A 24,923-nucleotide genomic window follows, 5' to 3' on the forward strand; every position below is an offset into this window, starting at 1 on the left:
ACGGCTTCTTGAATTGGACCTTCTAAGGATAAGTTAATGGATATTCTTGGTATTTTTAAATCTACTCCGCTTGAGGTTTACCTCGGTGTGAGTATGTTTACTGCTATCGTCCTAGTCTTAGTGTTAGTGATTTTATTCGCTAAATCTAAGCTAGTGTCTAGCGGTGACATCACGATCGGCATCAACGACGATCCTGAAAAAGCGATTACAACCGGTGCAGGTGGCAAGCTATTAGGCGTGCTAGCAAACAACGGTATTTTCGTATCAAGTGCCTGTGGTGGCGGTGGTTCTTGTGGCCAATGTCGCGTAGTGGTTAAGTCTGGCGGCGGTGATATTCTGCCAACAGAATTAGATCATATTAGCAAGGGGGACGCCCGCAAAGGTTGCCGTCTGTCTTGCCAGGTGAACGTTAAGAACGACATGGAAATCGAGCTTGACGAAGAAATTTTCGGTATTAAGAAGTGGGAATGTACTGTTATCTCTAACGATAACAAGGCGACCTTCATTAAAGAACTGAAGCTGCAAATTCCTGATGGTGAATCTGTTCCGTTCCGTGCGGGTGGTTACATCCAGATCGAAGCGCCTGCGCACCATGTTAAATATGCTGATTTCGACGTACCTGAAAAGTACCGTGGTGACTGGGAACACTTTGGCTTCTTCAAGTTAGAATCTAAAGTTGACGAAGAAACGATCCGTGCTTACTCAATGGCTAACTATCCAGAAGAGTTTGGCATAATCATGTTGAACGTGCGTATCGCAACGCCACCTCCACGTAACTTGAGCTTACCATGCGGTAAGATGTCATCTTACATTTGGAGCCTAAAGGCTGGCGATAAAGTCACGATTTCTGGTCCATTCGGTGAATTCTTCGCGAAAGATACCGATGCAGAAATGGTGTTTATCGGTGGTGGTGCGGGTATGGCCCCAATGCGCTCACACATTTTCGACCAACTGAAGCGTCTGAAGTCTAAGCGTAAGATGAGCTTCTGGTACGGTGCACGTTCTAAGCGTGAAATGTTCTACGTTGAAGACTTTGACGGCTTAGCGGCTGAAAACGACAACTTCGTATGGCATGTGGCCCTGTCTGATCCTCAACCTGAGGACAACTGGGATGGTTACACAGGTTTCATCCATAACGTACTGTATGAAAACTACCTGAAAGACCATGAAGCGCCAGAAGATTGTGAGTTCTACATGTGTGGACCTCCAATGATGAACGCGGCCGTGATCGGTATGTTGAAAAATCTTGGTGTCGAAGACGAAAACATCCTGTTGGATGACTTCGGCGGCTAATGTGAATTAGCCCAAGGTGAGAAGAGTTGCAGATGTGGAGTAGAGCTCTCATCTGCAACTTTTGCATTAAAGGGCATCCAAAAGAGTTGTTAGTCACTATGTTTAAAACCCTAGCGTTAAAAACCCCCGTGTTAAAAACCTCAGTGTTAAAGCATTCAGTGAGCTGGCTGGTCCTTGTAGGTCTAGCCTTTTTTATTTCAGCCTGTAGCAAACAGGATGAGGTTATCTCCCTCGCGGGTAGCACAATGGGCACGACCTACCACATTAAAGTGGTTCCCAATGAGCAAATGCCGACGGCCCAATTACTGCAGGCCGAGATTGACTTAGCCTTAGAGCTGGTCAATAACCAGATGTCGACCTATCGACCCAATTCAGAATTATCACGTTTCAACCAGTTACCGCTTGAGCAAAGCGTCGAAGTCTCTCCTGATACCATCAAAGTGGTTAAAGAAGGTATGCGTTTGTATAACGTGACAGACAAAGCCTTAGATATTACCTTAGGGCCGCTGGTGAACCTATGGGGATTTGGCCCCGATAAGCGCCCAACCAAAGTGCCGACTCAAGCGGATATCGATGCGGCTAAAGCCAAAACGGGTATCAGTGAGCTTTCTATCGAAGGCAATCGCTTAAGCAAACACAATGCGCATTTATATGTGGATCTGTCTTCAATCGCCAAAGGTTTTGGTGTGGACAAAGTGGCCTCTATTTTAGATAAGTACCATGCAACTGGTTACTTAGTCGAAATTGGTGGCGAGCTGAGCATTAAGGGCACCAAAGGCGATGGCAGTTCGTGGCGCGTCGCGATAGAGAAACCGACCGATGAGGGCATGGCAGTGCAACAGGTGATTGAGCCTGGCACTATGGCGATGGCAACGTCGGGGGATTATCGCAATTATTATGAGGAAGAAGGTCAGCGATTTACTCATATAATTGATCCACGTACCGGTTTACCTATTAATCATAAGCTAGCATCTGTGACCGTTTTGCATAAAGAATGTATGACGGCCGATGGTTTTGCGACGGCGATGATGGTTTTGGGCACAGAAGCGTCATTGGAGCTTGCCAAGAAAGAACACTTGGCGATAATGCTAATAGAAAAGCAAGGCGAAGGATTTAAAGTCTACTACAGTGACGCCTTCAAGCCTTTCCTTAAGTAGTTGGAGTTAACATGAGCACTTTTATCGCGGCATTTGTGATTTTATTACTGTTCTTTTTGCTTATGTCGATAGGTTATCTCATCAAGCGCAAAGCCGTGGAAGGAAGCTGTGGCGGTTTAGGTGTATTAGGGATTGAAAAAGCCTGCGATTGTGATGATCCCTGCGACAAGCGTAAGCGTCGTATGGCCGCTGAAGAAGCGCGCCGAGCGAAGTTAACCAAAGACAGGATCATTTAATTATCCGCTTCAACTGAAATAGCCTCCTCTGGAGGCTATTTTTTGCCTCGGTTTTAGCACTGGCAAAATTAATCCCTGATATATGAGGAGGATAGCGGGCTAATCTAAGCGATAATGAGAATGCTTTTTATCTTTAAGTCTGTGAAAAATAAAGAAAATTTGAGTTGGGTTGAAAACTGTACTAGGCTAGAAGCTTGATTTAGATCAATCTTTCACTCATATCAAGGATCGTTACTTATGAAAGGTCATCCTAAAGTGGTGGGACAACTCAATCGGGTACTTACCTGTGAGTTAACGGCCATTAATCAATATTTTCTCCACGCCAGAATGTTCAAACATTGGGGCCTCGAGAAGCTAAATCACGTCGAATACAAGAAATCCATCCAAGATATGAAGCACGCCGATAAGCTTATCGAGCGGGTATTATTTTTAGAGGGATTACCGAATCTGCAACAGCTCGAAAAACTGCGTATTGGTGAGCACACTCAAGAGATGCTCGATTGCGATTTAGCCCTGGTGCAGGAACAACTCATACTGTTGCGGGATGCCATTAGCCTCTGCGAAGCCGAGCAGGATTATGTCAGTCGTGATCTGCTGGAAGATATCCTTGAAGATGAAGAAGAGCATTTAGATTGGCTCGAATCGCAGCAGGAGCTGATTAGCTTAACCGGCATTCAAAACTATCTTCAATCGCAAATTAGTGAGTCATAGGAGCTGAATATGAAAGGTGATAAAGAAGTCATCGACGCGTTGAATCGACTCCTAACGGGAGAGTTATCGGCGATGGATCAGTATTTTGTGCATGCTCATATGTACGAAGACTGGGGGCTGAACGAACTCTATGAGCGTATTGCCCACGAGTCGGATGATGAAAAAGGTCATGCGGCCAAACTGGTACAGCGTATTTTATTTCTCGAAGGCGTGCCGAATGTGGCCGCACGGGAAGCGCTCAATATCGGTTCAAACGTCGAAGAGATGCTGCGTAACGATTTGGCCTATGAATACAAGGTGGCCGATGATTTACGTAAGGTGATTGCCCTGTGTGAGTCGAAGAAAGATTACCAAACCCGTGAGATCTTAGAAGTCTTACTCGACGATACCGAATCCGACCATATGTATTGGTTAGAAAAACAACTCGGTTTGATTGACCGTATTGGTTTAGCGAATTACCTGCAAACTAAGATGTAATAGCGTCAGTAGCGCGGCTCAAACACTCAGGCCAGTCATTCCGTGACTGGCTTTTTTATTGGGATTTTGAGTATTTGGTCTAACATTCTGTAAAAGTTAGTGATAGTGATGGGATCTTCTGATGGAAGTCCTTTGTTTAGTGATTCCTATTATTTGCTAATGTCTTTTCTTTACAAATACTTGTTTACGTTTTTTCTCATCATTTCGGCTGTTGTTGGCGGGTAAAAATTGTTACCGTGTGAAACTGTTTTTGCATGATTTTTTGTTAAGTGGTTGATCAGCCAGACGGGAAGATGAATGAGATATATAAAACGTTCTCTAAGTTTGCAGTTAGTGGTCACTATCGTCGGTGCCCTTGCTGTACTTCTTACTTTAGTTGCTGCTTTGCTCGTGAATAAAGAAAGTAATAACACACGTAAGCAAGTGGATGCGGACATTTCGGCGCTCGTAGCCTTAAAGGCCAATGAGATTGGTGGTTATTTTGTGGCTAAGGGGCAAGTGATCCACTCAGTATTTGCCGAGCCAGGGCTTATCAACTGGTTTAGCCAATACCATGCCCGTGGCAGTAACTTAGCCAATGATCAGCAGTATCAAGATATTATTCGTTATTTCCGCTCGTTTTCCGACCGTGATAGCGATGTGAAGTCAGTGTTCTTCGGCTCGGCAAATACCTTTGAATATTTCGACCTCAATGGCCGTTTCGATGGCGATCCAAACTATTACACCAATAAACGTCCTTGGTGGCAGGAGGCTATCGATCAGCGCGGCCTATTTGTGGGCGATCCTGCGGTCGATGCCAACGATGGCTCGATTTCGGCCACAGTTAAAACCCCAGTCTATGGCGCCAATGGTGAGCTGATTGGGATTGGTGGTATGGATATTCTCATCGATACCATTGGCAAAACCCTGTTAGCGCCAATCAAATACCGCAATTACGGCCAAGCCTTCCTGATGACGGACGAAGGTAAGCTGGTTTATTTCCCTGGATTCTCGGATAAATTCCCGCCGGGCTCACTTGCGAATCAAATCGATAACCAGTTTAAGGACACCTCAGGCTTTACCGCCTTAAGGCAGCAAATGCAGCGCGAAGCGAAGGGCTTTGCCGAAGTCACCTTTAACGGTGTGCCGCAGCGGGTAACCTTTGTGTCTGTGGGCGGTGATTATCCTAAGCAGAAATGGCACTTAGCCTTTATGTTGCCCCATGAGGTGATTGAAGCGCCTGTGACTGAAGCCTTTTGGAATGCCTGTTTTGTTGCCTTAGGAATTATGCTCTTGGTTGGCATCACAGTATGGTTGATGTTGTTGCCCTTTAGACGCCAGCTTGGCAAATTGCTGGATGCTATGGAAGATATTGCCGAGGGTGATAGTGATTTATCCCAACGCATTTTAATGGAGCGCGAAGATGAGTTAGGCAAGCTGGGTGATGCCTTCAACCGCTTTGCCGAAAAGGTGCAGCAGATGCTGCTGCATACCCGACATCTTACCCAAGAGGTTGGCACTGGGGTGATGGATGCTCGCCAAGTATGTGATTTAGCGGTCTCTTCTGTGTCATCGCAGAAACAACAAATCGATTCAGTGGCCACGGCTGCCACCCAAATGGCGCAGACTAGCCAAGAAATGGCGATTAGCGCTCAACGGGCGAATGATTTTGCCGAAAAGGCACAGACTCAGGCCCATGACGGCACCCAAATCGTGTCCCGCGCGACCGAAGGCATGAAAGCATTATCGGTTCAAGTGATTGAAGCCGCCAAAGTCATCAAGGAGTTACGTAGCAGCTCAGAGCAAATTGGCGAAGTGTTAAGCGTGATCCGCAACATTGCCGACCAAACCAACTTGCTGGCGCTCAATGCGGCCATCGAGGCGGCGCGGGCGGGTGAGCAAGGTCGAGGTTTTGCCGTAGTGGCCGATGAAGTGCGAACTCTCGCATCCCGTACCCAAGATTCTACCGCCAACATTCAAGGGATTATCCAAACCCTGCAGCAGAGCGCGCTACAAGCCGAGCAGGTGATGGAGTCTGGGGTTGAACAGGCAAGAGTCGGGCAAGACCTGACCACGCAAGTGGAGCAAGCCTTAAGTGATATCGCCAGTGCGATTGTGTCGATTCAGCAACAAACGGTGGAAATTACCGTTGCGATTGGCCAGCAGGCCGTTGTGGCTGAAGAGGTGGCACAAAACGTTGTTAGCGTGCGCGGTTTGTCCGATCAGTCTTTGCTCTCAAGCCAAGATTTATCCCAAAGTTTGCAGGGGTTTGAGCAAGCGACTCATGAACTGACCCGCAACATTGGGCAATTTAAGATTTAATTCAAATAGTTGTAAATCAAGGGAGCCTTAGGGGCTCCCTTTGTTTTTTGGGCGCTAACAATCCAAGCGCAAACAGCACCGTTGCAAATTGAAAAGTGATACTTGATTACTGTTTTTATATACAGTATTTTGGATGTCGGAGGAATGCAAGGTGCGAAAAATCATTCATATTGATATGGATTGCTATTTTGCTGCGGTGGAAATGCGGGATTTTCCCGAATACCGCGGTAAGCCTTTGGCCGTCGGCGGCAGTCGGGTGCAGCGTGGCGTCATCAGCACTTGTAATTACGAGGCGCGCAAATTTGGTGTGCGTTCTGCCATGGCGACGGGCTACGCACTGAAATTGTGTCCCGATCTTATCCTCGTTCCCGGTCGTATGCAGGTCTACAAAGAGGTGTCGCAGCAAATTCGCGCCATTTTCTGCCGATACACAGAGTTAATCGAACCGCTTTCCCTCGATGAAGCCTATTTAGATGTCAGCGATTGTAAGCTGTTTAAGGGCTCTGCCACTTTAATCGCCGAGGCGATACGTCGGGATATTTTTACCGAAACTGGGCTGACGGCATCGGCGGGCGTGGCACCGATTAAATTTCTTGCCAAGGTTGCCTCTGATTTAAATAAACCCAACGGGCAGTGTGTTATCCCACCCGATGAGGTCGCCGAGTTCGTTAAAAGCTTATCCCTGCGGAAAATCCCCGGAGTGGGTAAAGTGACCGCTGAGAAACTGTCTTTGCTAGGCTTAAATACCTGCGCAGATGTGCAGGCTTATCCAAAGCAAGAGCTGATTGCCCGTTTTGGTAAGTTTGGCACAGTGTTAGTCGAGCGGGCCCATGGCATCGATGATCGTGGGATTTCAGTGAGCCGCGAGCGTAAATCCGTAGGCGTTGAGACCACTCTCGCTCAGGATATTTATACGCTGGAGCAATGCCAGCAGGTGATGCCGGGATTAATTCAAGAGTTATCGGTTCGCTTAAGCCGCAGTGCAAAGGATAGGCAAATTCACAAACAGGTTGTAAAGCTTAAGTTCAGTGATTTTAAACAAACGACCATTGAGCACCGTAGTCATGATATTTCGGTCATGTTGTTTTATGAATTATTAGCGCAGGCAATAGGAAGACAAGAGGGAAGAGGTATTCGACTTTTGGGGGTGGCAGTTGGGCTTGCCGACAAGTCACCTATTGTTGAGGTTGAATCGTTGCAAACCCAGCTCGCGTTCTCAATGTAATCAACCTGTGCCAGGGGTAAGTCGAGCTGATGAATAGGCATCTTTTCGGGCCTCTCTACGTTGCTCTGTCTCACCATAGCCGGCTATGGTGAGACAGAGCGCCTTGATATACGGAAAATCTGCACATTCAGTCAAAAAAGATTCTTGTTAACCAAATAATCATCTATCGCATTGATTTATTAAATTAATTTTCGACACTCGTTACCCGAGTTAATCAATTTCTTGCTTAGCGCTTTTTATGGTTACAGCTTAAAGCGACTGACTAAGGCTGTTAGTTCATTGGCCATGGTTGAAAGTTGGATACTTGCAGCATGGATTTCGTCTGTTGTATGTCGACTCTCTTCTGATTGCTCGGCAATATGTTGAATATTTTGATGGCTTTCGTTTTCCATTGTTGACTGTGCTTTTGCGGCAAGCGCGATTTGATTATTCATTTCGCTGATTTCACTCACCATTTCCGCAATATGAGCCAAAGCTTCTCCAGCATTGCTAGCGGCTTCCACACTAGCAATCGCTTTTTGATTACCGATATTGATAGCTGCCACAGCACTTTGAGTGCCATTTTGGACATTCGCTATCATCAGTTTTATTTCCTCCGTTGATTGATGGGTTTTGGAGGCGAGAGAGCGCACTTCATCTGCCACCACGGCAAAGCCTCGACCTTGTTCTCCTGCGCGAGCGGCTTCAATGGCAGCATTTAGGGCAAGTAAATTGGTTTGTTCGGCGATAGCTTGAATCACTTCCAGTACTTTGCCTATGTGCTGCCCTTCGAGCTCTAGCTTGTTAATTTGGTTTTCTGCTTGGCTAACATCTTGGGCGAGTTGTCGGATAACAGCTATAGTGTTTTGTACTTTTTCTTGGCCTGTGGCGGTATAGTTGTCAGCCTGTTTAGCCGCCTCTGCTGCATGGTTAGCGCTGCTTGAAACCTCTTGCACAGAGGCTGCGATATGGTCGCTTGCATCTGCCACTTTTCGAGTCGTTTCTTCCTGCGTCCTTAAGGTTTGCTTGGCCATTTCGCTGGCGTGGGCAAGCCCTTGTGCTGATAGCGTAAGCCTGGTGGTCGAGTCTTTAAACTGCGAAATAATACTATGCAGATTGTCCAGGAAATGATTAAAGGCGCGGGCTAAGTCTCCAAGCTCATCCTTGGAGGTTAAGTTAATCCTTGCTCTTAAATCGCCATCACCATCGGTAATGTCATGAATTTTCGCTAATAAAACAGCGAGTGGCCGACTTATTAATTTCGGTAACGCTATGACATAGATCGCGCAAATAATAATGCTGATTGCAAGGGCGACAAGTTGTAGTTTTTGTCCTTCTAGGGCATCTGCTTCGACTTGTTCTACAGCACCCTCTGTATGGCTATTTAGCTCATTGGTCAGGTGACTGATTTGTATATGGAGTTTGTCAAAGAGGGTTGCACCTTGACCAAAGCTTAAATCTATTGCTGTGGTGCGACCATTTCGGCCATTGTTAGTACGTTGATTACTAATTTCATTGGTTATTTTTTGCCATTCATTAAAAGTCTGGGTCAACTCTGTGAGTTGATTTAGAGCCAGCTGACTTGTTGTTACCTTGGCAAAATGAGTTAAGTGTTGGTTGACTAGCTCAATACTCTGACTGTGTTGCTTCAAAAGTTGGTTGTAGGAGTCTGTTCCAACATTAACAAACATCAGACTCCTTTCGGCCACTTGCGCTTGGTATAACTCTTTATCCGCTTGTAGCAGCAGGGATTGGCTAGGTAAATATTCTAATGCCAGTTTATCTGCACTTTGTTTTAGTGCCTTTAGGCCCACAATCCCTGTGAAAGATGCAAAAATAACGACCCCAGCAAGTAGCAGACTCGGGTAGATAAGTTTTTGGTTTATAGATAGATCCTTATACCAACGCATAAATGACTTCCTTGAGATCAGCTAGGATGAGTAGCGTATTAAAATCAATGTTGCCGTTAGTACTTACTTGCCAAATTCATCAAGGTTGATCCCTATCGTTATTGCGCCAATGGCAGTGTCGCCATCCATAACAGGGATAGATATTTGCACTAAATAGGCTTGTGAGCTGGTATCAAATTTAACGGGGCCAATATGTTTGTCCCCTTTTCCATTTGCGAAGGATTTCTGCCACTTATCTTCATCGCCCTGCCAATAGTCAGAGGTTTTAGCTGTCATTGCGACGTTAGCCCCTTGATTATCCATTAGGAAAATTTCTTGGTAATAAGGTTTGCTTGCTTCGAAGGTTGTTAAGAATTTGGCTGCATCATTGCTCATCAATGATGACATGAAGGGATCGATACCTTCAGTGGCGATCCACTTTTGGTCGAGTTCTTTGATGGAATCTAAACTTTTTCCCTGAGCATTTTGTGCTTTCACTGCTGAAACAAGTACGGGTTCCTTGCCTAATGGCATTAGGGTGTCTGCTAACTCTATGACTGCTTGCGGCACTTCTTCGGCAAAACTGATGTGACTGATTAAAACCAATAGGGCTGCAGAAACAATTTTTCCTAGTTTCATGATCTCTTTCCTTAAGCGAGCAAGTTTATAACGGTGTAGCTAAATGCTACTAGTTTTATGGAGTTGCTAAACAACTATAGTAGAGAATCGAAATTGTTGATGGGAATTAACACTTTATTTCTAACGGAAAAGAAATAAAAAAACCGCGCATTATATGCGCGGTTGAGTCTGAAGAGAGCTTACTTAGGCCTTAGCGGGAATGCGTTCTAGCACGGCAAGGAGCAGATCCCAGTATTGACCAACTGTGGTGATATTGACCATTTCATCTGGTCCATGTGGATAGCGGATGGTAGGGCCAATCGACACCATGTCCATTTCTGGATAAGGCTTCTTGAACAGACCGCATTCAAGACCCGCGTGGATCACCATGATAACCGGTTCTTTATGGTAGATAGACTCGTAGGTCTCACGCACAATCGCCATTACGGGTGAGCTGTTATCTGGCTTCCAACCTGGGTAAGCGCCACTGAATTCAATTTCGGCGCCAGCGAGGTTGGTCAGTGCGTTGAGCATGCCTTCAACCTGAGTGCGGCCCGAATCGATGAGCGAGCGAATTAAGCACAGAATGCTGACTTCTTCATCGTTAGTGCTAATCACACCAACGTTGAGTGAGGTTTCGGTCACGCCCGCGACTTCATCGCTCATACGCATCACGCCATTAGGGCATACATGCAGCAGGTCGATCAGGGTGTTTTGGCTGTTTTCACTCATCACACGTTTTGGTGTTGGGATTTCGCTCAACACTAAACGCATGTCTGGGTCGGCAATGGCCAGCTCGGCGCGGACTAAGGCTTCAAAAGCACGCACTTTTTCATTCAGCGCATCGACATTTTCAGCGGGTAACATAAAGCTGATATTGGCTTCACGGGGGATAGCATTACGCAGTGAACCACCGGTAAATTGGGTTAATTCCAGCGCTAATTCATCGGCATTTTCAAACAGGAAGCGTGCCAGAAGCTTATTGGCGTTACCACGACCCAAATGGATGTTAACCCCAGAGTGACCGCCTTTTAAGCCCGATAAATGCAGGCTAAATGATGCGTAACTTTGCTCCGAGGCTTGCCATACCATAGGCAGAGTGATCTGGGCATCGACGCCGCCAGCACAACCCATGTAGATTTCACCTTCTTGCTCTGAGTCTGTATTGATCAGGATTTCAGCATCGAGCATACCCGCTTGCAGGCCGAAGGCGCCTGTCATGCCCGCTTCTTCATCAATAGTGAGCAGCACTTCCAGCGGGCCGTGTTTGATGTCGTCGCTACCTAAAATCGCTAAGGCGGATGCCATGCCAATGCCATTGTCGGCGCCTAAGGTTGTGCCTTTGGCCTTAACCCAGTCTCCATCAACATAGGCTTCGATAGGATCTTTGGTAAAGTCATGCACTTTGTCGGCATTCTTTTGCGGCACCATATCGATGTGAGCTTGGATCACGACGATTTTGCGATCTTCCATTCCCGCGGTTGCGGGTTTGCGAATGATTAAATTGCCGACCGCATCTTCCACGACATCGAGTTGTTTACTCTTAGCCCAGGCTTGGATGTGTTGGCTGAGTGCTTGTTCATGTTTGGAAGGGTGGGGAATTGCACAGATTTGTTCGAACCATTGCCATAAAGGCTGTGGGTATAACTGACTTAACGCTGTCACAGGAGGTCCCTCATCAGGTCTTGTGGGTATAGGGCAAATTTGGCTTGATCCTACCACATTCTGCTCGGCCGATTAATCTTCTCGATAAGCTTGCGTGTGCTTGTGGCAGCGAAAGTTGCCACCCTCAGTCTTTTCGATGGGGACAAAGGGATTTTTTGATTGGTAATTAAGCGTTATAGCGGGAATAATGCAGGCACAATAATGAAAAAGGATGGGTCATGTTTCAAGTTAACTTTGTTGATGTACAAGCAGAAAATGCCATTTTTGATGGCGAATGTTGGGATGCGGTTGTGGTGGTCACTCCGGATCTCGTTTCTATCGGAATTGATGAGATCAGTTTATTGGCCGAGCATGGCGCTAAGGTCGATAAGCGTGTCGGTAAGAGCCCGACGTTATTGTTTGCCCCCGGTTTAGCCGGTGGCCGTTTAATCATAGCGCCCGTCACTCAAGTGGCTGATGATTATGCCGATGTGCGTGTTTATGGCGATGCGGCAAGAGCCGCGATTGCTATCGCTAAGGACGCGGGTGCTAAGCGTCCCCTGCTTTATGTGGTGCCTTCTACCACGCCCAAGTTTGGTTTTGCGACTGAAGTTGCGGCGCTCGCCTGCGGTCAAGAATTATGGCAAACCTTAGAATTGCGCGAGGCAACGGGCTTAACGCCAGCCTTTGAAGCCATAGGGTTGCTGTCTTTAACATCTGAAAAGAATGACTTGCTCAACGCATTAGAAGCTGGCCGTGTGTTGGCTCGGGATTTATGTGGCACTGAACCTGAGCGTATGTCGGCTAAGGCCTTTGCCGAATATTGCTTGCAAGCCTTTAAAGGCAGCGTGATTAAAACTGCTGTGGTGGAAGATAGGGATATTCTCGAGCGGGATTATCCGCTGTTAAGCGCGGTGGCGCGTTCTTCCTTTGCCGTTGGGCGGCATCAACCGCGGGTGGTGAAACTCGAATATCTGCCCGAGGGTGAGATTACTCGTACCTTCTTATTTGCCGGCAAAGGTGTGGTCTATGATACGGGCGGTGCCGATCTGAAAGTCGGCGGCGCAATGGCGGGCATGAGCCGTGATAAAGGCGGCGCCTCTGCCGTGGCGGGGTTATTTAAAACCTTGTCTATGCTCAAGCCTAAAGGGATCCGAGTGATCGCCGAACTAGGCTTAGTGCGTAACAGCATTGGTAGCGAAGCCTTTGTCACCGATGAAATTATCACCAGTCATGCGGGCGTGCGGGTACGCATTGGTAATACGGATGCGGAAGGGCGCTTAGTATTGGCAGACCTGTTAAGTCATCTGCGTATTAAAGCTGTTTCGGCGGTGCAACCTGAGCTATTCTCGGTCGCGACTCTTACAGGCCATGTGGTGCGTTGTTACGGGTCGTATCCTGCTGCGGTTGAAAATGCGGTCGCAAGTGGCGCCAAGTGTGCGCAGACTCTCGCGCTACAGGCAAGCCAATGGGGCGAACCTTTTGAGGTTTCTACATTACGTCGCGAGGACTTTGCCAAGATCCGCGAAGTGTCGGGGGCGGCCGATATTTTATCTTCTAACAATGCACCATCTTCGGTGACGGCCCGTGGGCATCAATATCCTGCGGCCTTTCTGCTCAAGGCTTCGGGATTGTTTGAACACGGTGTTAACGCTGCAATTCCTTTAGCTTACACACACTTAGATATCGCTGGCAGTGCCACAGAAGGCGATCCGCTCTATGGTAAACCCACAGCGAGTCCCTTAGTCGGTCTGTATCAATATCTGATCAATCGTTAACAACTTTACGTAATAAATAGAAATAATTCTGTAATATCTTACTTATTAGGTGGTTACAGGATTATTTCTGTTTTTATGTGATGCAGGTCGCCAAGATTTTTGGTAGTTTTACGTAATTAAATTACATTAAAAAGCCTTAATCAAAAAAAATACAAAAAAAGCTTGTAATAAAACTACAGAAACCTATAATAGCTTTTGTGGACAGGGCAATAGGCCTTTCCCCTCTAGTCTATCCAGGATGGATACCCTTCTCCAAGGACCCGAGTGACAAGTCGTCTCAACGGATTTGAGAATCTCTAGTTCCAAGGAACCGAGCCAAGCTTCACTAGAGTACTTAATCTCAACTTTACTTAGGAGTAATTGACTATGTCTTATACAGGCAACAACCATTTTTATTGGCAAAACACTTGGTTAAATTCAGATGTTTTGCGTGGCGGTTTATTCGCTATGAGCTTTAAGGGCTAACTATCCCTTTAAACCTAGTTTCCATCATCCATCAACCTTTGTATCGCCTATTTGGCGTGTTTAGACTCAAGTAGCATATCGGTGTTTTTGCATGGGTATGCCAGGTTTTCCGCTAGCGCGGTTATGTACTTCCCCGAAAGGGACGCTTGAAATATGTCTTGCCTGCTCATTGAGCAGGCTTTTTTTTACCTGTTTTTCAGCTTAGATAACTGATTTCGCTCATATCCTAGAATCTCGTCAAAAAATTTTTGCCTAATGGCAAAAATGCCCTGTGTTGATGACACTCTTTAATTATTTGTTTTTAAAGCGTAAAACTTTTTCATGAGCGTGGCATTTGTTTTGTAATACTTAAGAATGACAGTTTTGTTATATTTATCACATAAAATACAAATGCAAATCGTTCTCAATGGTGTTACCGTGTGCACACCTTAACAAAACTTGCTGAACGACTATGCGTTTTAATCTACTTCCTCTTGCGGCTGCGGTAACACTAGCATTGAATCCTTTGGCGTTGATGGCTGAAGAACAAACCTCTTCTAAAATAGAGACACAAGATCAAAATATCGAGAAAATCACAGTGATGGGTAAATACACTGTGAGTCGAAATATTGATACAGCGACAGGTCTCGGGCTCACGCTGCGGGAAACGCCACAGTCGGTCAGCATCATGACGGCGGAGCGGATTGAAGATCAGGCGTTAAATACTGTGGTCGACGTGGTGAATAACACTGTGGGCCTGTCTTCTTCAAAAACCGATAACGTGCGTAACGGTTTTTCGGCCCGCGGTTTTACCGTGCAAAACTATCAAATTGATGGCGTGCCTTTATCTTGGAGTTTAGGCGGCGATGCTGGTGAAACGGTATCGGATGTGTCTATCTATGAGCGTGTTGAAGTTGTGCGTGGTGCTACGGGTTTATTAACGGGCGCAGGCGATCCTTCTGCCTCGATTAACTTAGTGCGTAAGCATGCCGACAGCGCAGATCTTAAAGGTTATGTGGATGTCGCAACGGGAAGTTGGGATAAAAAACAAGTCACTGCGGATGTGTCCAATGGTCTGAATGAAGACGGCAGTGTCCGTGGCCGTTTAGTCGCTAAGTATGTAAATAACGATTCCTACCAAAATCTGTATCAAGACCGTAAAACTATTCTCTATGGTGTTGTCGATAGCGATATCACCGCCAACACTTTACTGCGTGTCGGTGCTAGCTATAACCACAACGATCCAAAAGGTGCGATGTGGGGCGCGTTGCCCGCCGTCTTTAGCGATGGCTCTGCCACAGATTGGGATACTTCCGCCACCACAGCCGCCGATTGGAGCCGCTGGGAAACCAAGAATATCAACTACTTTGCTAACCTAAATCATTACTTCAGCAATGGTTGGCAACTAGTCGCTAACTACAACCGCATGGAATATGAAACCACCACTAAGATGATCTACATGTCGGGTTTACTCGATAAAGACACGGGTGCTGGGCTCAGTGGTCAGCGTTATCACAGCCATGGTGAAAGTAACTCGAATAACTTTGATGTGCAGCTTAAGGGCGACTATGACCTCTTTGGTCAAACCCATGAGTTTGTGACAGGCGCCTTATATAGTAAGCAAAAATCCTACGCCGATACCTATGAGCCTATCCGTGACGATATGGCGGGATGGGACTCACAAGTGGTCGATAACTTCTACGAATGGCAACAAAATCAGTTTGCCGAGCCAGAATGGTCGACCAATGCGAACCGTCAGCTCAATATGGATACCGAGCAAAAAGGCTTTTATGCGGCGACTCGCCTGACCATCACCGATGATTTTAAACTGATCGCCGGTGGACGTATCTCAAGCTGGAACCGTGAAGGCGTGAGCTATGGTACCGATACTAACTTTGGCGATGATGGTGTGTTTGTGCCCTATGTTGGTGCTTTATACGATATCAATGAAGAGCACCGTATTTACGCCAGCTATACCGGGATTTTTAATCCGCAAAATTATTTCGATGCTAATCAAGAATATTTAGATCCATTAGAGGGCAAAGCCTACGAATTAGGTTTGAAGAGTTCCTATCTTGACGATCGCCTACATACCACAGTGGCCGTGTTCCAAATTGACCAAGATAACTTGGCAACCTTAGCTGGAACGATTGTTATCGGTGGCCAACCCGTGAATTACTATGAAGCCGCACAAGGCACTAAGAGTAAGGGGTTTGAGCTCGAAGTCGTAGGTGAGCCTGCCGATGGCTGGAATATCTCTGCGGGTTATTCGCAATTTAATGCCGAAGATGCAGAGGGTAAGCGAGTCGCAACTACCAGCCCACAGAAGCAATTTAAACTCTTTACTACCTACCAATTTGTGGATTTATTGCCCGAGTTAACCATAGGTGGTGGGGTGAATTGGCAAAGTGACAGTTACTCAGAAGGTGGCGGTGCGACAATCAAACAGGATGACTATTCCTTAGTGAATCTGATGGCGCGCTACGATCTGGCTGAGAATATGGATCTGCAGGTTAACGTAGAGAATCTGTTGGATGAGAAATACTATGCCTATATGACAGCGTCTGGCCTAGCTTACAGTGCGTATCACTACGGCGCGCCACGTAACTTTACCGTCAGCTTTAACTATCGTTTTTAAGCTGTTTCCCCGTTGAACTCAAAAAGCCGGCGCCCTTAAGGGTACCGGCTTTTTGCTATCGACTTCACTCCCATTTGCTGCGCAGAGGCGACCGAATATATAAGCATTGTGCTGTTTTGTGATTATTTTGCTTTAAAAACAATGTGCTGTTCATCCTGAGCGGCATTAGAACTTTCCCGAGATTAAGATTGGCTTGCTAACCCCTATTTAGCATGAGCTTTAATATAAATTAAGCTCGCTGGTTTTTTGTTCTCTTTAGCGATTTCTATCAAGAAAATCTCCATCAATTTTCTGGCCTGACCAGCACAAACTCCCTATAATCCCCCTGCGAAAAACACTGCTACATAGTGTTTACATTTTTAGACCCTACCTACTTAAAATAAAAGGAACCCAGTTCCATGTTAGAAAAGCTGTTCAAACTGAAACAAAATCAAACGAGCCTCAAGCAGGAAGCGATAGCAGGTTTGACAACATTTATGACTATGGCTTACATCATTTTTGTGAATCCAATGATGTTAGCCGATGCGGGTATGGATCATGGCGCCGTGTTTGTGGCCACCTGTTTAGCGGCGGCGGTGGGCTGTATTGTGATGGGTATCATGGCGAACTATCCCATTGCACTGGCCCCAGGTATGGGACTCAATGCCTTTTTTACCTACACAGTTGTGGGTGAAATGGGTTACAGCTGGGAAACGGCGCTTGGTGCGGTTTTCTTATCGGGAATTTGCTTTTTAATCTTATCCTTAGTGCGTATTCGCGAGTGGATTGTTAACAGCATTCCTATGTCACTGCGTATTGGTATTGCTGCGGGTATTGGTTTATTCCTCGCACTGATTGGTCTTAAGAGCGCTGGCATTGTGGTAGCAAGCTCCGCAACCTTAGTGACTATGGGTGATATTACCGCCTTCCCAGCGGTGATGGCAGTGTTAGGTTTCTTCCTGATCATCGCCATGGTGCAACGTGGCATGAAGTCGGCGGTGATTTTAAGCATCCTGATCATCACAGGATTGGGATTAATCTTCGGTGATGTGCAGTACAAGGGTATCGTCTCTATGCCGCCTTCAGTCGCACCGACCTTTATGGCGATGGATTTATCCCAAGTATTTGAAGTGACAATGCTGTCTGTGGTATTTGCCTTCTTATTTGTGGATCTCTTTGATACCTCTGGCACTTTAGTTGCGGTGGCGCAGCGTGGTGGTTTCCTCGATGAAAAGGGCCGTTTACCTCGCCTAAACCGTGCTTTAACTGCGGACAGTTTAGCGACGATTGCGGGCGCTGCATTCGGTACGTCAACCACCACCAGTTATATCGAAAGTACCGCTGGGGTGAGTGCAGGCGGCCGTACTGGCTTAACCGCTGTCGTGGTCGGCTTACTGTTCATCTTGGCCTTATTCTTATCACCATTGGCAGGGATGATCCCCACCTATGCCACGGCTGGTACGCTGTTCTATGTGGCGATTCTGATGATGTCCGGACTGGTTCACGTCGAATGGGAAGATTTAACAGAAGCTGCGCCAGTAGTTGTGGTCTGTATCCTGATGCCGTTGACCTTCTCTATCGCTACCGGGATTGCGCTGGGGATTATTTCTTATGCCGCCATCAAACTGTTAACAGGCCGTTTTAACGATTTAAATATCGGGGTGATAGTGCTCGCGGCGATGTTTATTGCGAAATTTATTTACGGCTGATACTTAGCCAGTCGCCAATTAGGCGGTTTTTTTGAGGGTCATCTAATCGATGGCCCTTTTTTATGCGCGATCCCAAGCAGAATTGAAAATTTCTACCCACATGCTGCCCACTAACTACCAATTGCTCTGCGGATTAGGTATAAGGATTACCCGGTTATTTTCTACATATGAATAATGAATTTAAGTGAGATTGCGTATCGCCGCGTGGTAGTGAAGTTAGGGACGAGTGTGCTGACGTCTGGCAGTAAACAGCTAGATAAAGCCCATATGGTTGAGCTTGCTCGTCAAATGGCCGCACTGATGAGATCAGGGGTCGAAGTCGTATTATGCACTTCTGGCGCAATTGCCGCCGGACGCGAACATCTCCAATACCCGGTATTGCCCGACACTATGGCCAATAAACAATTATTAGCCGCTGTCGGGCAGAGTCAGCTTATTCTTGCTTGGGCACAACTCTTTAGTATTTACGGTTTGCATGTAGGGCAATTGCTGCTGACCCGTGCTGACCTACACGATCGAGAGCGCTATTTGAATGCCCGCGATACCCTTAATGCTTTGCTGGCAAACAATATTATTCCCATCATCAATGAAAACGATGCGGTCGCCACTAATGAAATCAAAGTGGGCGACAACGACAACTTGTCGGCGCGAGCGGCACTGTTGTGTGATGCCGACCTGTTGATTTTGTTGACGGATCAAAAGGGCTTATTCGACGCCGATCCGCGCACTAACCCTAATGCTAAGCTGATTTCTCAGGTCGAGAAAATTGACGACAGTCTGCGTTTGTTGGCGGGTGGTTCGGTGTCGGGTTTAGGCACGGGCGGAATGTCGACTAAGCTAGAAGCTGCGGATATTGCTCGCCGCGCGGGCATTGAAGTGGTGATTGCCTCGGGTCATCACCCCGATGTGATTAAAAAGGTGGTCGCTAAAGAATCGATTGGCACCCATTTTAGTGCCATCGAAAATCCATTAGAGAGTCGCAAACAGTGGATTTTAGCGGGACCCGCCGCCCAAGGTTCTCTGGTGCTCGATGCGGGCGCGGTGAAAGCCGTGACCGAAAAAGGTCGCAGTCTGCTCTCTAAGGGGATTATTGGCGTTAAAGGGGAATTTGAACGTGGTGCAACCCTGCAATTGGTTGATCAAAAAGGCAAAATCATTGCCAGAGGCATCACCCGCTACTGTGGTGAGGCCTTAGGGTTAATTGCGGGTAAACATTCCGACGAAATCGAGTCTGTGCTCGGTTACGATTATGGTGACGCAATAGTGCACCGCAACGACATGGTCGTCTTATAAGCGAGGTCTGTTTTGAGTCAAACGAATCAAGCGCAATATTTACAACAACTGGGCAGTCAGGCTAAGCAAGCCAGCTATGCCTTAGCGAATCTTAGCACCGCACAGAAAGCGGATTTACTCGAGGCGATTGCCGAGGCCCTGACGCAGAACACTCTGGCGATTCTTGCGGCTAACGCCAAAGATGTTGCAGCCGCTAAGGCTGAAGGCTTGAATGATGCAATGATCGATAGGCTGTTGCTTAACGAGTCGCGTCTGGCGGGGATTATCGGTGATATTGGTGATGTGGTGCGTCTTGCCGATCCCGTTGGCGAAGAGTTTGGCAGCCGAGTGTTGGATAATGGGTTAAGGCTTACGCGCCGCCGCGTACCGCTGGGGGTGATAGGGGTTATCTATGAGGCGCGGCCGAATGTGACGGTCGATATTGCTGTGCTGGCACTTAAAACCGGTAACGCAGTGATTCTGCGCGGCGGAAAAGAGACGCTCGAATCTAACAAACTGATTAGTGAAGTGATCCGTGGCGCGATTGCGAGCCAAGGTCTGCCAGTCGATGCGGTGCAGCTGATTGATTCTCCCGATAGAGCCTTAGTCACTGGTTTACTCAAGCTCGACCAATATGTCGATATGATAGTCCCCCGTGGCGGACAAGCACTGCAGCGCCTATGCGCCGAGCAAGCGACGATTCCGGTGATTTTAGGTGGCATTGGGATTTGTCATCTGTATGTTGATAAACATGCCGATCTTGAGCGGGCTCTCGAGGTGATTGCCAACGCAAAAGTGCAGCGCCCGACGGTATGCAACGCGCTGGATACCTTGCTGGTGGATAACGCAGTTGCCGAGCGTTTTGTGCCGCAAATTGCCGAATACTTACATCGTTTAGGTGTGCGTTTTTCGGTGTGCGAACAAAGCTATGCACTCCTTGATGGGCTGGGGTTTGATATTTCCCCAGCAACAGAGCAAAGCTTTGCGACAGAGTGGTTGTCTTTGACCTTAGGCATTAAAGTGGTGAGCGATATAGATACAGCCATTGCCCATATCCGTACCTATTCCAGTGGGCACTCTGAGGCGATTATCACCGATGATATCCATGCTGCAACGCATTTTATGAATGAGGTGAATTCGGCCGCTGTGTATGTAAATGCCAGTACCCGCTTTACCGATGGCGGCCAATTTGGCTTGGGCGCCGAGGTAGCAGTGAGCACTCAAAAACTCCATGCCCGTGGTCCTATGGGGCTTGAGGCGCTGACCACCTATAAGTGGTTAGCATGGGGTGATTACACTAGCCGCGCTTAGTTCTCCTAACAAGGAGTAAGCTGTTGTGATCTGCAAAATCACCGATCAGAAAAGCCGCAATAGCGGCTTTTCTGTTGGCAAATATCTCGATTAATGGATGAGTGGAGTGTAAGTCGCTATCACCCACAAACATACAAAAGCGATAGACATCACCGTGGTGAATGTGCGAAAGGCTCTAATGTAATTCAAAGTATACAAAAAATACTTTTCTTGTACTCTGCGGGTGATAAGTACTGAGGGGAGTAAAAAAGTGCAATAAAGCATGACCACCATAGTGGTAAAACCATTTCCGAAAAAATGCTCATAGATAAAAAGGGCAATACAAATGAGCATGGCGACCCAACCGATAGGGCTTATGCCATCTTCTTGATCCCATTGAGTTGATTTTTGCATATGACTATCCTTAGCCACTCAATCGATAGTTTAATTTATAGACGGTTAAGACATGCTTTTCAATGACTTTTATGGGTAGTGTCTAAAAGAATTTGACTGACGTTTGTAGGCTAAAGCGTTTTAATATCTGCAAAAGACCCGCGGCATAATTTCGCTAAGTCATTCGCCGCAAGACAGATTTCAAGGCCGCGGCGACCAGCGCTGACATAGATTTTGTCGTATTGCTTTGCACTTTCATCAATGATCGTTGGCAGCTGTTTTTTCTGGGCTAGGGGGCTTATTCCGCCAACGAGGTAGCCTGATGATTTTTGTGCTAAATCCGCATCGGCCATTTGCAGTTTTTTCTGGCCTAAACATTTAGCGACGGCTTTTAAATTGAGTTGATGATCAACCGGAACGAGCGCAACAGCAAGCGGCGGATGGGCTTTATCGGTCGCAACCAGTAAGGTTTTAAACACTTGCGCGGGGGCGAGCCCTAACACATTGGCGGCTTCTTCACCGTAAGCGGCGCAGTGTGGGTCGTGACTGTATTCTAAGATTTCAAAGGGAATTTTGGCTTTCTTTGCCATTTGTATGGCTGGTGTCATGCTCTCGTCCTCGCGCCCCAAAATTAGGTGCAATAAAAGTCTAGGGGCAATAAAAGTCCGCCATAGTAGCCCTTTCTGCGGCGTTAAAATGTTAGCTCGGGCATAAATTGCCTATGCCCGAGTGATACGCCTTATTCAGTCAGCAAGCTTGGCATTGAGCTTGGTTTTGCGCTCGAGATAGCGTGGGAATAACTGCTGCAACATCATGCCACTTAAAATAAAACCTAATCCGATATAAGTTGCGGTGGCGATAGTCTCTTGCAAAATCCAAGCAATAAAGCCAATCGACATCACTGGCGATAAAAATACTAAGGTACTGATATTGGCCGTGCGAGTCGCGGTTTTAAGTGCCATTAACCAGAGTACAAAGGTAATCCCCATTTCAAATAAGCCGACATACATCCCCGCCATCACGGCGCTCAAACTAAAGCTAGGTAGGGTATCGGTCAGTAGCAGTGTCACGGTAATAAAGGGCAAACCAATCAAAAAGCTTAATAGTAGGCTGACGACGGGGTCACCTTGATCTTTAGTGTTCACAATCCAATATAGGCACCAGAGCAAAGTGCTGGTTAATGCAAGCCCAATCCCGAGCGGACTGTCGAAGCGAAAACCGCTGACATCGCCGCCGGTGGCGATAATAAAGACCCCAGAATAGGCGATCAGTGCTGCAATCATATCGCTCTTACGCAAATGTTGTTTCAAGAGCGGCGCGGCTAACAGCGGCAGCAATACCGCCCAAGTGTAATTGAGTGAGAGTGCCTGCTGGGCGGGTAATAGTGAATAGGCTTTAAACAGCACCACATAATACAGAAAAGGGTTAATTAGCCCGGTAACCAGATAAAACGCCGGGCGACGCAGGAGCTGCGCTTTAAGGAGTGGCAGTTTTTTCTGCCAAGCGAGAATAGCACCTAGGGCGATGATTGAAGTGAGGACCGCCACAAACACCAACTGCAATGGGCTATAAAATCCGAGGGCAATCTTAAAGGCGGTTGCCACCGTCGACCAGAGGAATACCGCGGCCATGCCGTACACATACGCCAAATTTGAAGATTTCACACTATTACCCTATGCGCTTATACATCACTCAATGTGCGCAGATTGAATAACAGCTATTGCTGATAAGCAAGCGGATTTTGCGGTTTTGAATATTTTATACATTCACGCACTTTGAAAGATAAATCAGAAAATTTTTTGTATGGCCCTTGTAATTAAATTCCCTGTCCCAATATAGGTGTTAAGGCAGAGAAGGTGGCCAACAGTGGACTTGAAAAAAATGCGTCCGGCCCCATATCAAAACCAACTTATAAATTTAGTTTGACAGAAATTTTTCGGAGGACCTCATGGGTAAAATTATTGGTATCGACTTAGGCACAACAAACTCTTGTGTAGCTGTCCTCGATGGTGGCAAAGCACGCGTATTAGAGAATGCTGAAGGCGATCGCACAACCCCGTCTATCATCGCTTACACCGATGATGAGACCATCGTGGGTCAGCCAGCAAAACGCCAAGCTGTAACTAACCCAAATAACACATTCTTCGCGATCAAGCGTTTGATCGGTCGTCGCTTCAAAGATGACGAAGTTCAACGTGACGTGAACATCATGCCATTCAAAATTATCCAAGCCGACAACGGTGATGCTTGGGTTGAATCACGTGGCAACAAAATGGCTCCACCACAAGTTTCTGCTGAAATCTTGAAAAAGATGAAGAAAACAGCAGAAGACTTCTTAGGTGAAGAAGTGACTGAAGCGGTAATTACCGTTCCTGCATACTTTAACGATTCACAACGTCAAGCCACTAAAGATGCGGGCCGCATCGCAGGTCTTGAAGTTAAACGTATTATCAACGAACCAACGGCTGCAGCACTGGCCTACGGTATCGACAAGAAGCAAGGCGACAACATCGTTGCAGTGTACGACTTAGGTGGTGGTACATTCGATATCTCTATCATCGAAATCGACAGCAACGACGGCGACCAAACTTTCGAAGTATTAGCGACTAACGGTGACACTCACTTAGGTGGTGAAGACTTTGACAACCGTTTAATCAACTACTTAGCTGATGAATTCAAGAAAGAGCAAGGCTTAGATTTGCGTAAAGATCCATTAGCAATGCAACGTCTGAAAGAAGCGGCTGAAAAGGCGAAGATTGAGCTGTCAAGCACCAACCAAACTGAAGTGAACCTGCCATACATCACTGCCGATGCAACAGGTCCTAAGCACTTAGTGGTAAAAATCACCCGTGCTAAGTTAGAGTCACTGGTTGAAGACTTAATCATTCGTACCTTAGAGCCATTAAAAGTGGCACTGGCTGACGCTGACTTATCAGTATCAGACATTAACGAAGTGATTTTAGTGGGCGGTCAAACCCGTATGCCTAAGGTTCAAGAAGCGGTTTCTAACTTCTTCGGTAAAGAACCTCGTAAAGACGTTAACCCAGACGAAGCCGTAGCCGTAGGTGCTGCGATTCAAGCGGGCGTACTGTCAGGCGACGTGAAAGACGTTCTGCTGTTAGACGTAACACCACTGTCTCTGGGTATCGAAACCATGGGCAGCGTAATGACCAAGCTGATTGAGAAAAACACCACTATTCCGACTAAGGCACAGCAAGTGTTCTCAACAGCCGATGACAACCAAAGCGCAGTAACCATTCACGTACTGCAAGGTGAGCGTAAGCAAGCGAGCGCGAACAAGTCATTAGGTCAGTTCAATCTTGACGGTATTGAGCCAGCACCACGTGGCATGCCACAAATCGAAGTGATGTTCGATATCGACGCTGACGGTATTCTGCATGTTTCTGCGACCGACAAGAAAACCGGTAAGAAACAAAACATCACCATCAAAGCTTCTTCAGGCTTAAGCGAAGAAGAAGTGGCGCAAATGGTACGTGACGCTGAAGCACACGCTGAAGAAGACAAGAAGTTTGAAGAGTTAGTGCAATCTCGCAACCAAGCTGACGGCTTAGTTCACGCAACTAAGAAACAAGTTGAAGAAGCGGGCGATGCACTGCCAGCAGACGACAAAGCTAAGATTGAAGCGGCAATGAGCGCAGTTGAAGTTGCAACTAAAGGCAACGACAAAGAAGCCATTGAAAAAGCGACTCAAGAGCTGATTGAAGCGTCTGCTAAGCTGATGGAAATTGCTCAGGCTAAAGCTCAAACTCAAGGCGGCGCACAAGAAGGTGCTGCTAAACAGTCTAACGCGACTGCCGATGACGTTGTCGATGCTGAATTTGAAGAAGTGAAAGACGACAAGAAATAACATTTGCTTTCAATCAAATTGA

At 46.8% G+C, this 24,923-nt stretch carries 19 protein-coding genes; 13 read left to right on the forward strand and 6 right to left on the reverse strand.

Going from position 1 to position 24,923, the window contains the following annotated elements:
• The first annotated feature begins 36 nt into the window (after window positions 1-36).
• The 7 genes from nqrF to dinB all read left to right on the forward strand — a co-directional run bounded on the left by nqrF (window position 37) and on the right by dinB (window position 7,400).
• Window positions 37-1,293, forward strand: coding sequence for an NADH:ubiquinone reductase (Na(+)-transporting) subunit F (gene nqrF, locus EYR25_RS03735; protein WP_023268354.1), 1,257 nt, complete (start codon window positions 37-39; stop codon window positions 1,291-1,293).
• Window positions 1,294-1,391: 98 nt separating this feature from the next.
• The gene (locus EYR25_RS03740; RefSeq protein WP_039978924.1) at window positions 1,392-2,450 is read left to right on the forward strand and encodes an FAD:protein FMN transferase; all 1,059 of its coding nucleotides are present in this window, start codon (window positions 1,392-1,394) and stop codon (window positions 2,448-2,450) included.
• An 11-nt stretch (window positions 2,451-2,461) separates the two neighbouring features.
• Complete coding sequence (gene nqrM / locus EYR25_RS03745; protein ID WP_011071354.1) at window positions 2,462-2,686, forward strand: (Na+)-NQR maturation NqrM; 225 nt, start codon at window positions 2,462-2,464, stop codon at window positions 2,684-2,686.
• 237 nt (window positions 2,687-2,923) lie between these two features.
• The gene (gene bfr / locus EYR25_RS03750) at window positions 2,924-3,397 is read left to right on the forward strand and encodes a bacterioferritin (RefSeq protein WP_133178593.1); all 474 of its coding nucleotides are present in this window, start codon (window positions 2,924-2,926) and stop codon (window positions 3,395-3,397) included.
• Between the two features lie 9 nt (window positions 3,398-3,406).
• Window positions 3,407-3,874, forward strand: a complete 468-nt coding sequence (gene bfr, locus EYR25_RS03755) for a bacterioferritin (RefSeq protein WP_011621737.1) — start codon at window positions 3,407-3,409, stop codon at window positions 3,872-3,874.
• Between the two features lie 297 nt (window positions 3,875-4,171).
• Window positions 4,172-6,175, forward strand: coding sequence for a methyl-accepting chemotaxis protein (locus tag EYR25_RS03760; protein WP_133178594.1), 2,004 nt, complete (start codon window positions 4,172-4,174; stop codon window positions 6,173-6,175).
• Between the two features lie 151 nt (window positions 6,176-6,326).
• The gene (gene dinB, locus EYR25_RS03765) at window positions 6,327-7,400 is read left to right on the forward strand and encodes a DNA polymerase IV (RefSeq protein ID WP_133178595.1); all 1,074 of its coding nucleotides are present in this window, start codon (window positions 6,327-6,329) and stop codon (window positions 7,398-7,400) included.
• 242 nt (window positions 7,401-7,642) lie between these two features.
• On the opposite strand, the gene EYR25_RS03770 is transcribed toward dinB, so the two are convergent.
• The 3 genes from EYR25_RS03770 to EYR25_RS03780 form a co-directional block, all read right to left on the reverse strand.
• The gene (locus EYR25_RS03770; protein WP_133178596.1) at window positions 7,643-9,289 is read right to left on the reverse strand and encodes a methyl-accepting chemotaxis protein; all 1,647 of its coding nucleotides are present in this window, start codon (window positions 9,287-9,289) and stop codon (window positions 7,643-7,645) included.
• A gap of 63 nt (window positions 9,290-9,352) precedes the next feature.
• Window positions 9,353-9,907, reverse strand: coding sequence for a PDC sensor domain-containing protein (locus tag EYR25_RS03775; protein WP_023268348.1), 555 nt, complete (start codon window positions 9,905-9,907; stop codon window positions 9,353-9,355).
• Window positions 9,908-10,090: 183 nt separating this feature from the next.
• A complete protein-coding gene (locus tag EYR25_RS03780) occupies window positions 10,091-11,551 on the reverse strand; it encodes an aminoacyl-histidine dipeptidase (protein ID WP_133178597.1) in 1,461 nt (486 codons plus the stop codon).
• A 218-nt stretch (window positions 11,552-11,769) separates the two neighbouring features.
• Between EYR25_RS03780 and EYR25_RS03785 the strand changes: the two genes are divergently transcribed.
• The 5 genes from EYR25_RS03785 (at window position 11,770) to EYR25_RS03810 (ending at window position 20,661) form a co-directional block, all read left to right on the forward strand.
• Complete coding sequence (locus EYR25_RS03785; protein ID WP_133178598.1) at window positions 11,770-13,308, forward strand: M17 family metallopeptidase; 1,539 nt, start codon at window positions 11,770-11,772, stop codon at window positions 13,306-13,308.
• A gap of 916 nt (window positions 13,309-14,224) precedes the next feature.
• Entirely contained in the window at window positions 14,225-16,390 is a 2,166-nt protein-coding gene (locus tag EYR25_RS03795) for a TonB-dependent siderophore receptor (protein WP_133178599.1), read from the forward strand.
• 398 nt (window positions 16,391-16,788) lie between these two features.
• Window positions 16,789-18,078, forward strand: a complete 1,290-nt coding sequence (locus tag EYR25_RS03800) for an NCS2 family permease (RefSeq protein ID WP_133178600.1) — start codon at window positions 16,789-16,791, stop codon at window positions 18,076-18,078.
• A 174-nt stretch (window positions 18,079-18,252) separates the two neighbouring features.
• Window positions 18,253-19,371 carry a glutamate 5-kinase gene (gene proB / locus EYR25_RS03805; RefSeq protein WP_023268343.1) on the forward strand — a complete coding sequence of 373 codons (1,119 nt, stop codon included), beginning with the start codon at window positions 18,253-18,255 and terminating at the stop codon, window positions 19,369-19,371.
• A 12-nt stretch (window positions 19,372-19,383) separates the two neighbouring features.
• Entirely contained in the window at window positions 19,384-20,661 is a 1,278-nt protein-coding gene (locus EYR25_RS03810) for a glutamate-5-semialdehyde dehydrogenase (RefSeq protein ID WP_133178601.1), read from the forward strand.
• 90 nt (window positions 20,662-20,751) lie between these two features.
• Here the strand turns inward: EYR25_RS03810 and EYR25_RS03815 are convergent, their stop codons facing one another.
• From EYR25_RS03815 to EYR25_RS03825, 3 genes are all read right to left on the reverse strand, one after another.
• Window positions 20,752-21,054, reverse strand: coding sequence for a hypothetical protein (locus tag EYR25_RS03815; protein WP_023268341.1), 303 nt, complete (start codon window positions 21,052-21,054; stop codon window positions 20,752-20,754).
• A 110-nt stretch (window positions 21,055-21,164) separates the two neighbouring features.
• Window positions 21,165-21,641, reverse strand: coding sequence for a Cys-tRNA(Pro) deacylase (gene ybaK, locus EYR25_RS03820; RefSeq protein WP_133178602.1), 477 nt, complete (start codon window positions 21,639-21,641; stop codon window positions 21,165-21,167).
• A 135-nt stretch (window positions 21,642-21,776) separates the two neighbouring features.
• A complete protein-coding gene (locus EYR25_RS03825; RefSeq protein WP_011716084.1) occupies window positions 21,777-22,697 on the reverse strand; it encodes a DMT family transporter in 921 nt (306 codons plus the stop codon).
• 284 nt (window positions 22,698-22,981) lie between these two features.
• Between EYR25_RS03825 and dnaK the strand changes: the two genes are divergently transcribed.
• On the forward strand, window positions 22,982-24,901 hold the full coding sequence (gene dnaK / locus EYR25_RS03830; protein ID WP_011625422.1) for a molecular chaperone DnaK: 1,920 nt from the start codon (window positions 22,982-22,984) through the stop codon (window positions 24,899-24,901).
• The last annotated feature ends 22 nt before the right edge of the window (window positions 24,902-24,923 follow it).

Origin of the sequence: Shewanella decolorationis, assembly GCF_004354305.1 — a bacterium.
Taxonomy (GTDB): domain Bacteria; phylum Pseudomonadota; class Gammaproteobacteria; order Enterobacterales; family Shewanellaceae; genus Shewanella; species Shewanella decolorationis.

Coding starts and splice junctions, on each gene's coding strand:
- nqrF (WP_023268354.1), top strand. CDS start 37: ATGGATATTCTTGGTATTTTTAAATCTACTCCGCTTGAGGTTTACCTC.
- EYR25_RS03740 (WP_039978924.1), top strand. CDS start 1,392: ATGTTTAAAACCCTAGCGTTAAAAACCCCCGTGTTAAAAACCTCAGTG.
- nqrM (WP_011071354.1), top strand. CDS start 2,462: ATGAGCACTTTTATCGCGGCATTTGTGATTTTATTACTGTTCTTTTTG.
- bfr (WP_133178593.1), top strand. CDS start 2,924: ATGAAAGGTCATCCTAAAGTGGTGGGACAACTCAATCGGGTACTTACC.
- bfr (WP_011621737.1), top strand. CDS start 3,407: ATGAAAGGTGATAAAGAAGTCATCGACGCGTTGAATCGACTCCTAACG.
- EYR25_RS03760 (WP_133178594.1), top strand. CDS start 4,172: ATGAGATATATAAAACGTTCTCTAAGTTTGCAGTTAGTGGTCACTATC.
- EYR25_RS03770 (WP_133178596.1), bottom strand. CDS start 9,289: ATGCGTTGGTATAAGGATCTATCTATAAACCAAAAACTTATCTACCCG.
- EYR25_RS03775 (WP_023268348.1), bottom strand. CDS start 9,907: ATGAAACTAGGAAAAATTGTTTCTGCAGCCCTATTGGTTTTAATCAGT.
- EYR25_RS03785 (WP_133178598.1), top strand. CDS start 11,770: ATGTTTCAAGTTAACTTTGTTGATGTACAAGCAGAAAATGCCATTTTT.
- EYR25_RS03795 (WP_133178599.1), top strand. CDS start 14,225: ATGCGTTTTAATCTACTTCCTCTTGCGGCTGCGGTAACACTAGCATTG.
- EYR25_RS03800 (WP_133178600.1), top strand. CDS start 16,789: ATGTTAGAAAAGCTGTTCAAACTGAAACAAAATCAAACGAGCCTCAAG.
- proB (WP_023268343.1), top strand. CDS start 18,253: ATGAATTTAAGTGAGATTGCGTATCGCCGCGTGGTAGTGAAGTTAGGG.
- EYR25_RS03815 (WP_023268341.1), bottom strand. CDS start 21,054: ATGCAAAAATCAACTCAATGGGATCAAGAAGATGGCATAAGCCCTATC.
- ybaK (WP_133178602.1), bottom strand. CDS start 21,641: ATGACACCAGCCATACAAATGGCAAAGAAAGCCAAAATTCCCTTTGAA.
- dnaK (WP_011625422.1), top strand. CDS start 22,982: ATGGGTAAAATTATTGGTATCGACTTAGGCACAACAAACTCTTGTGTA.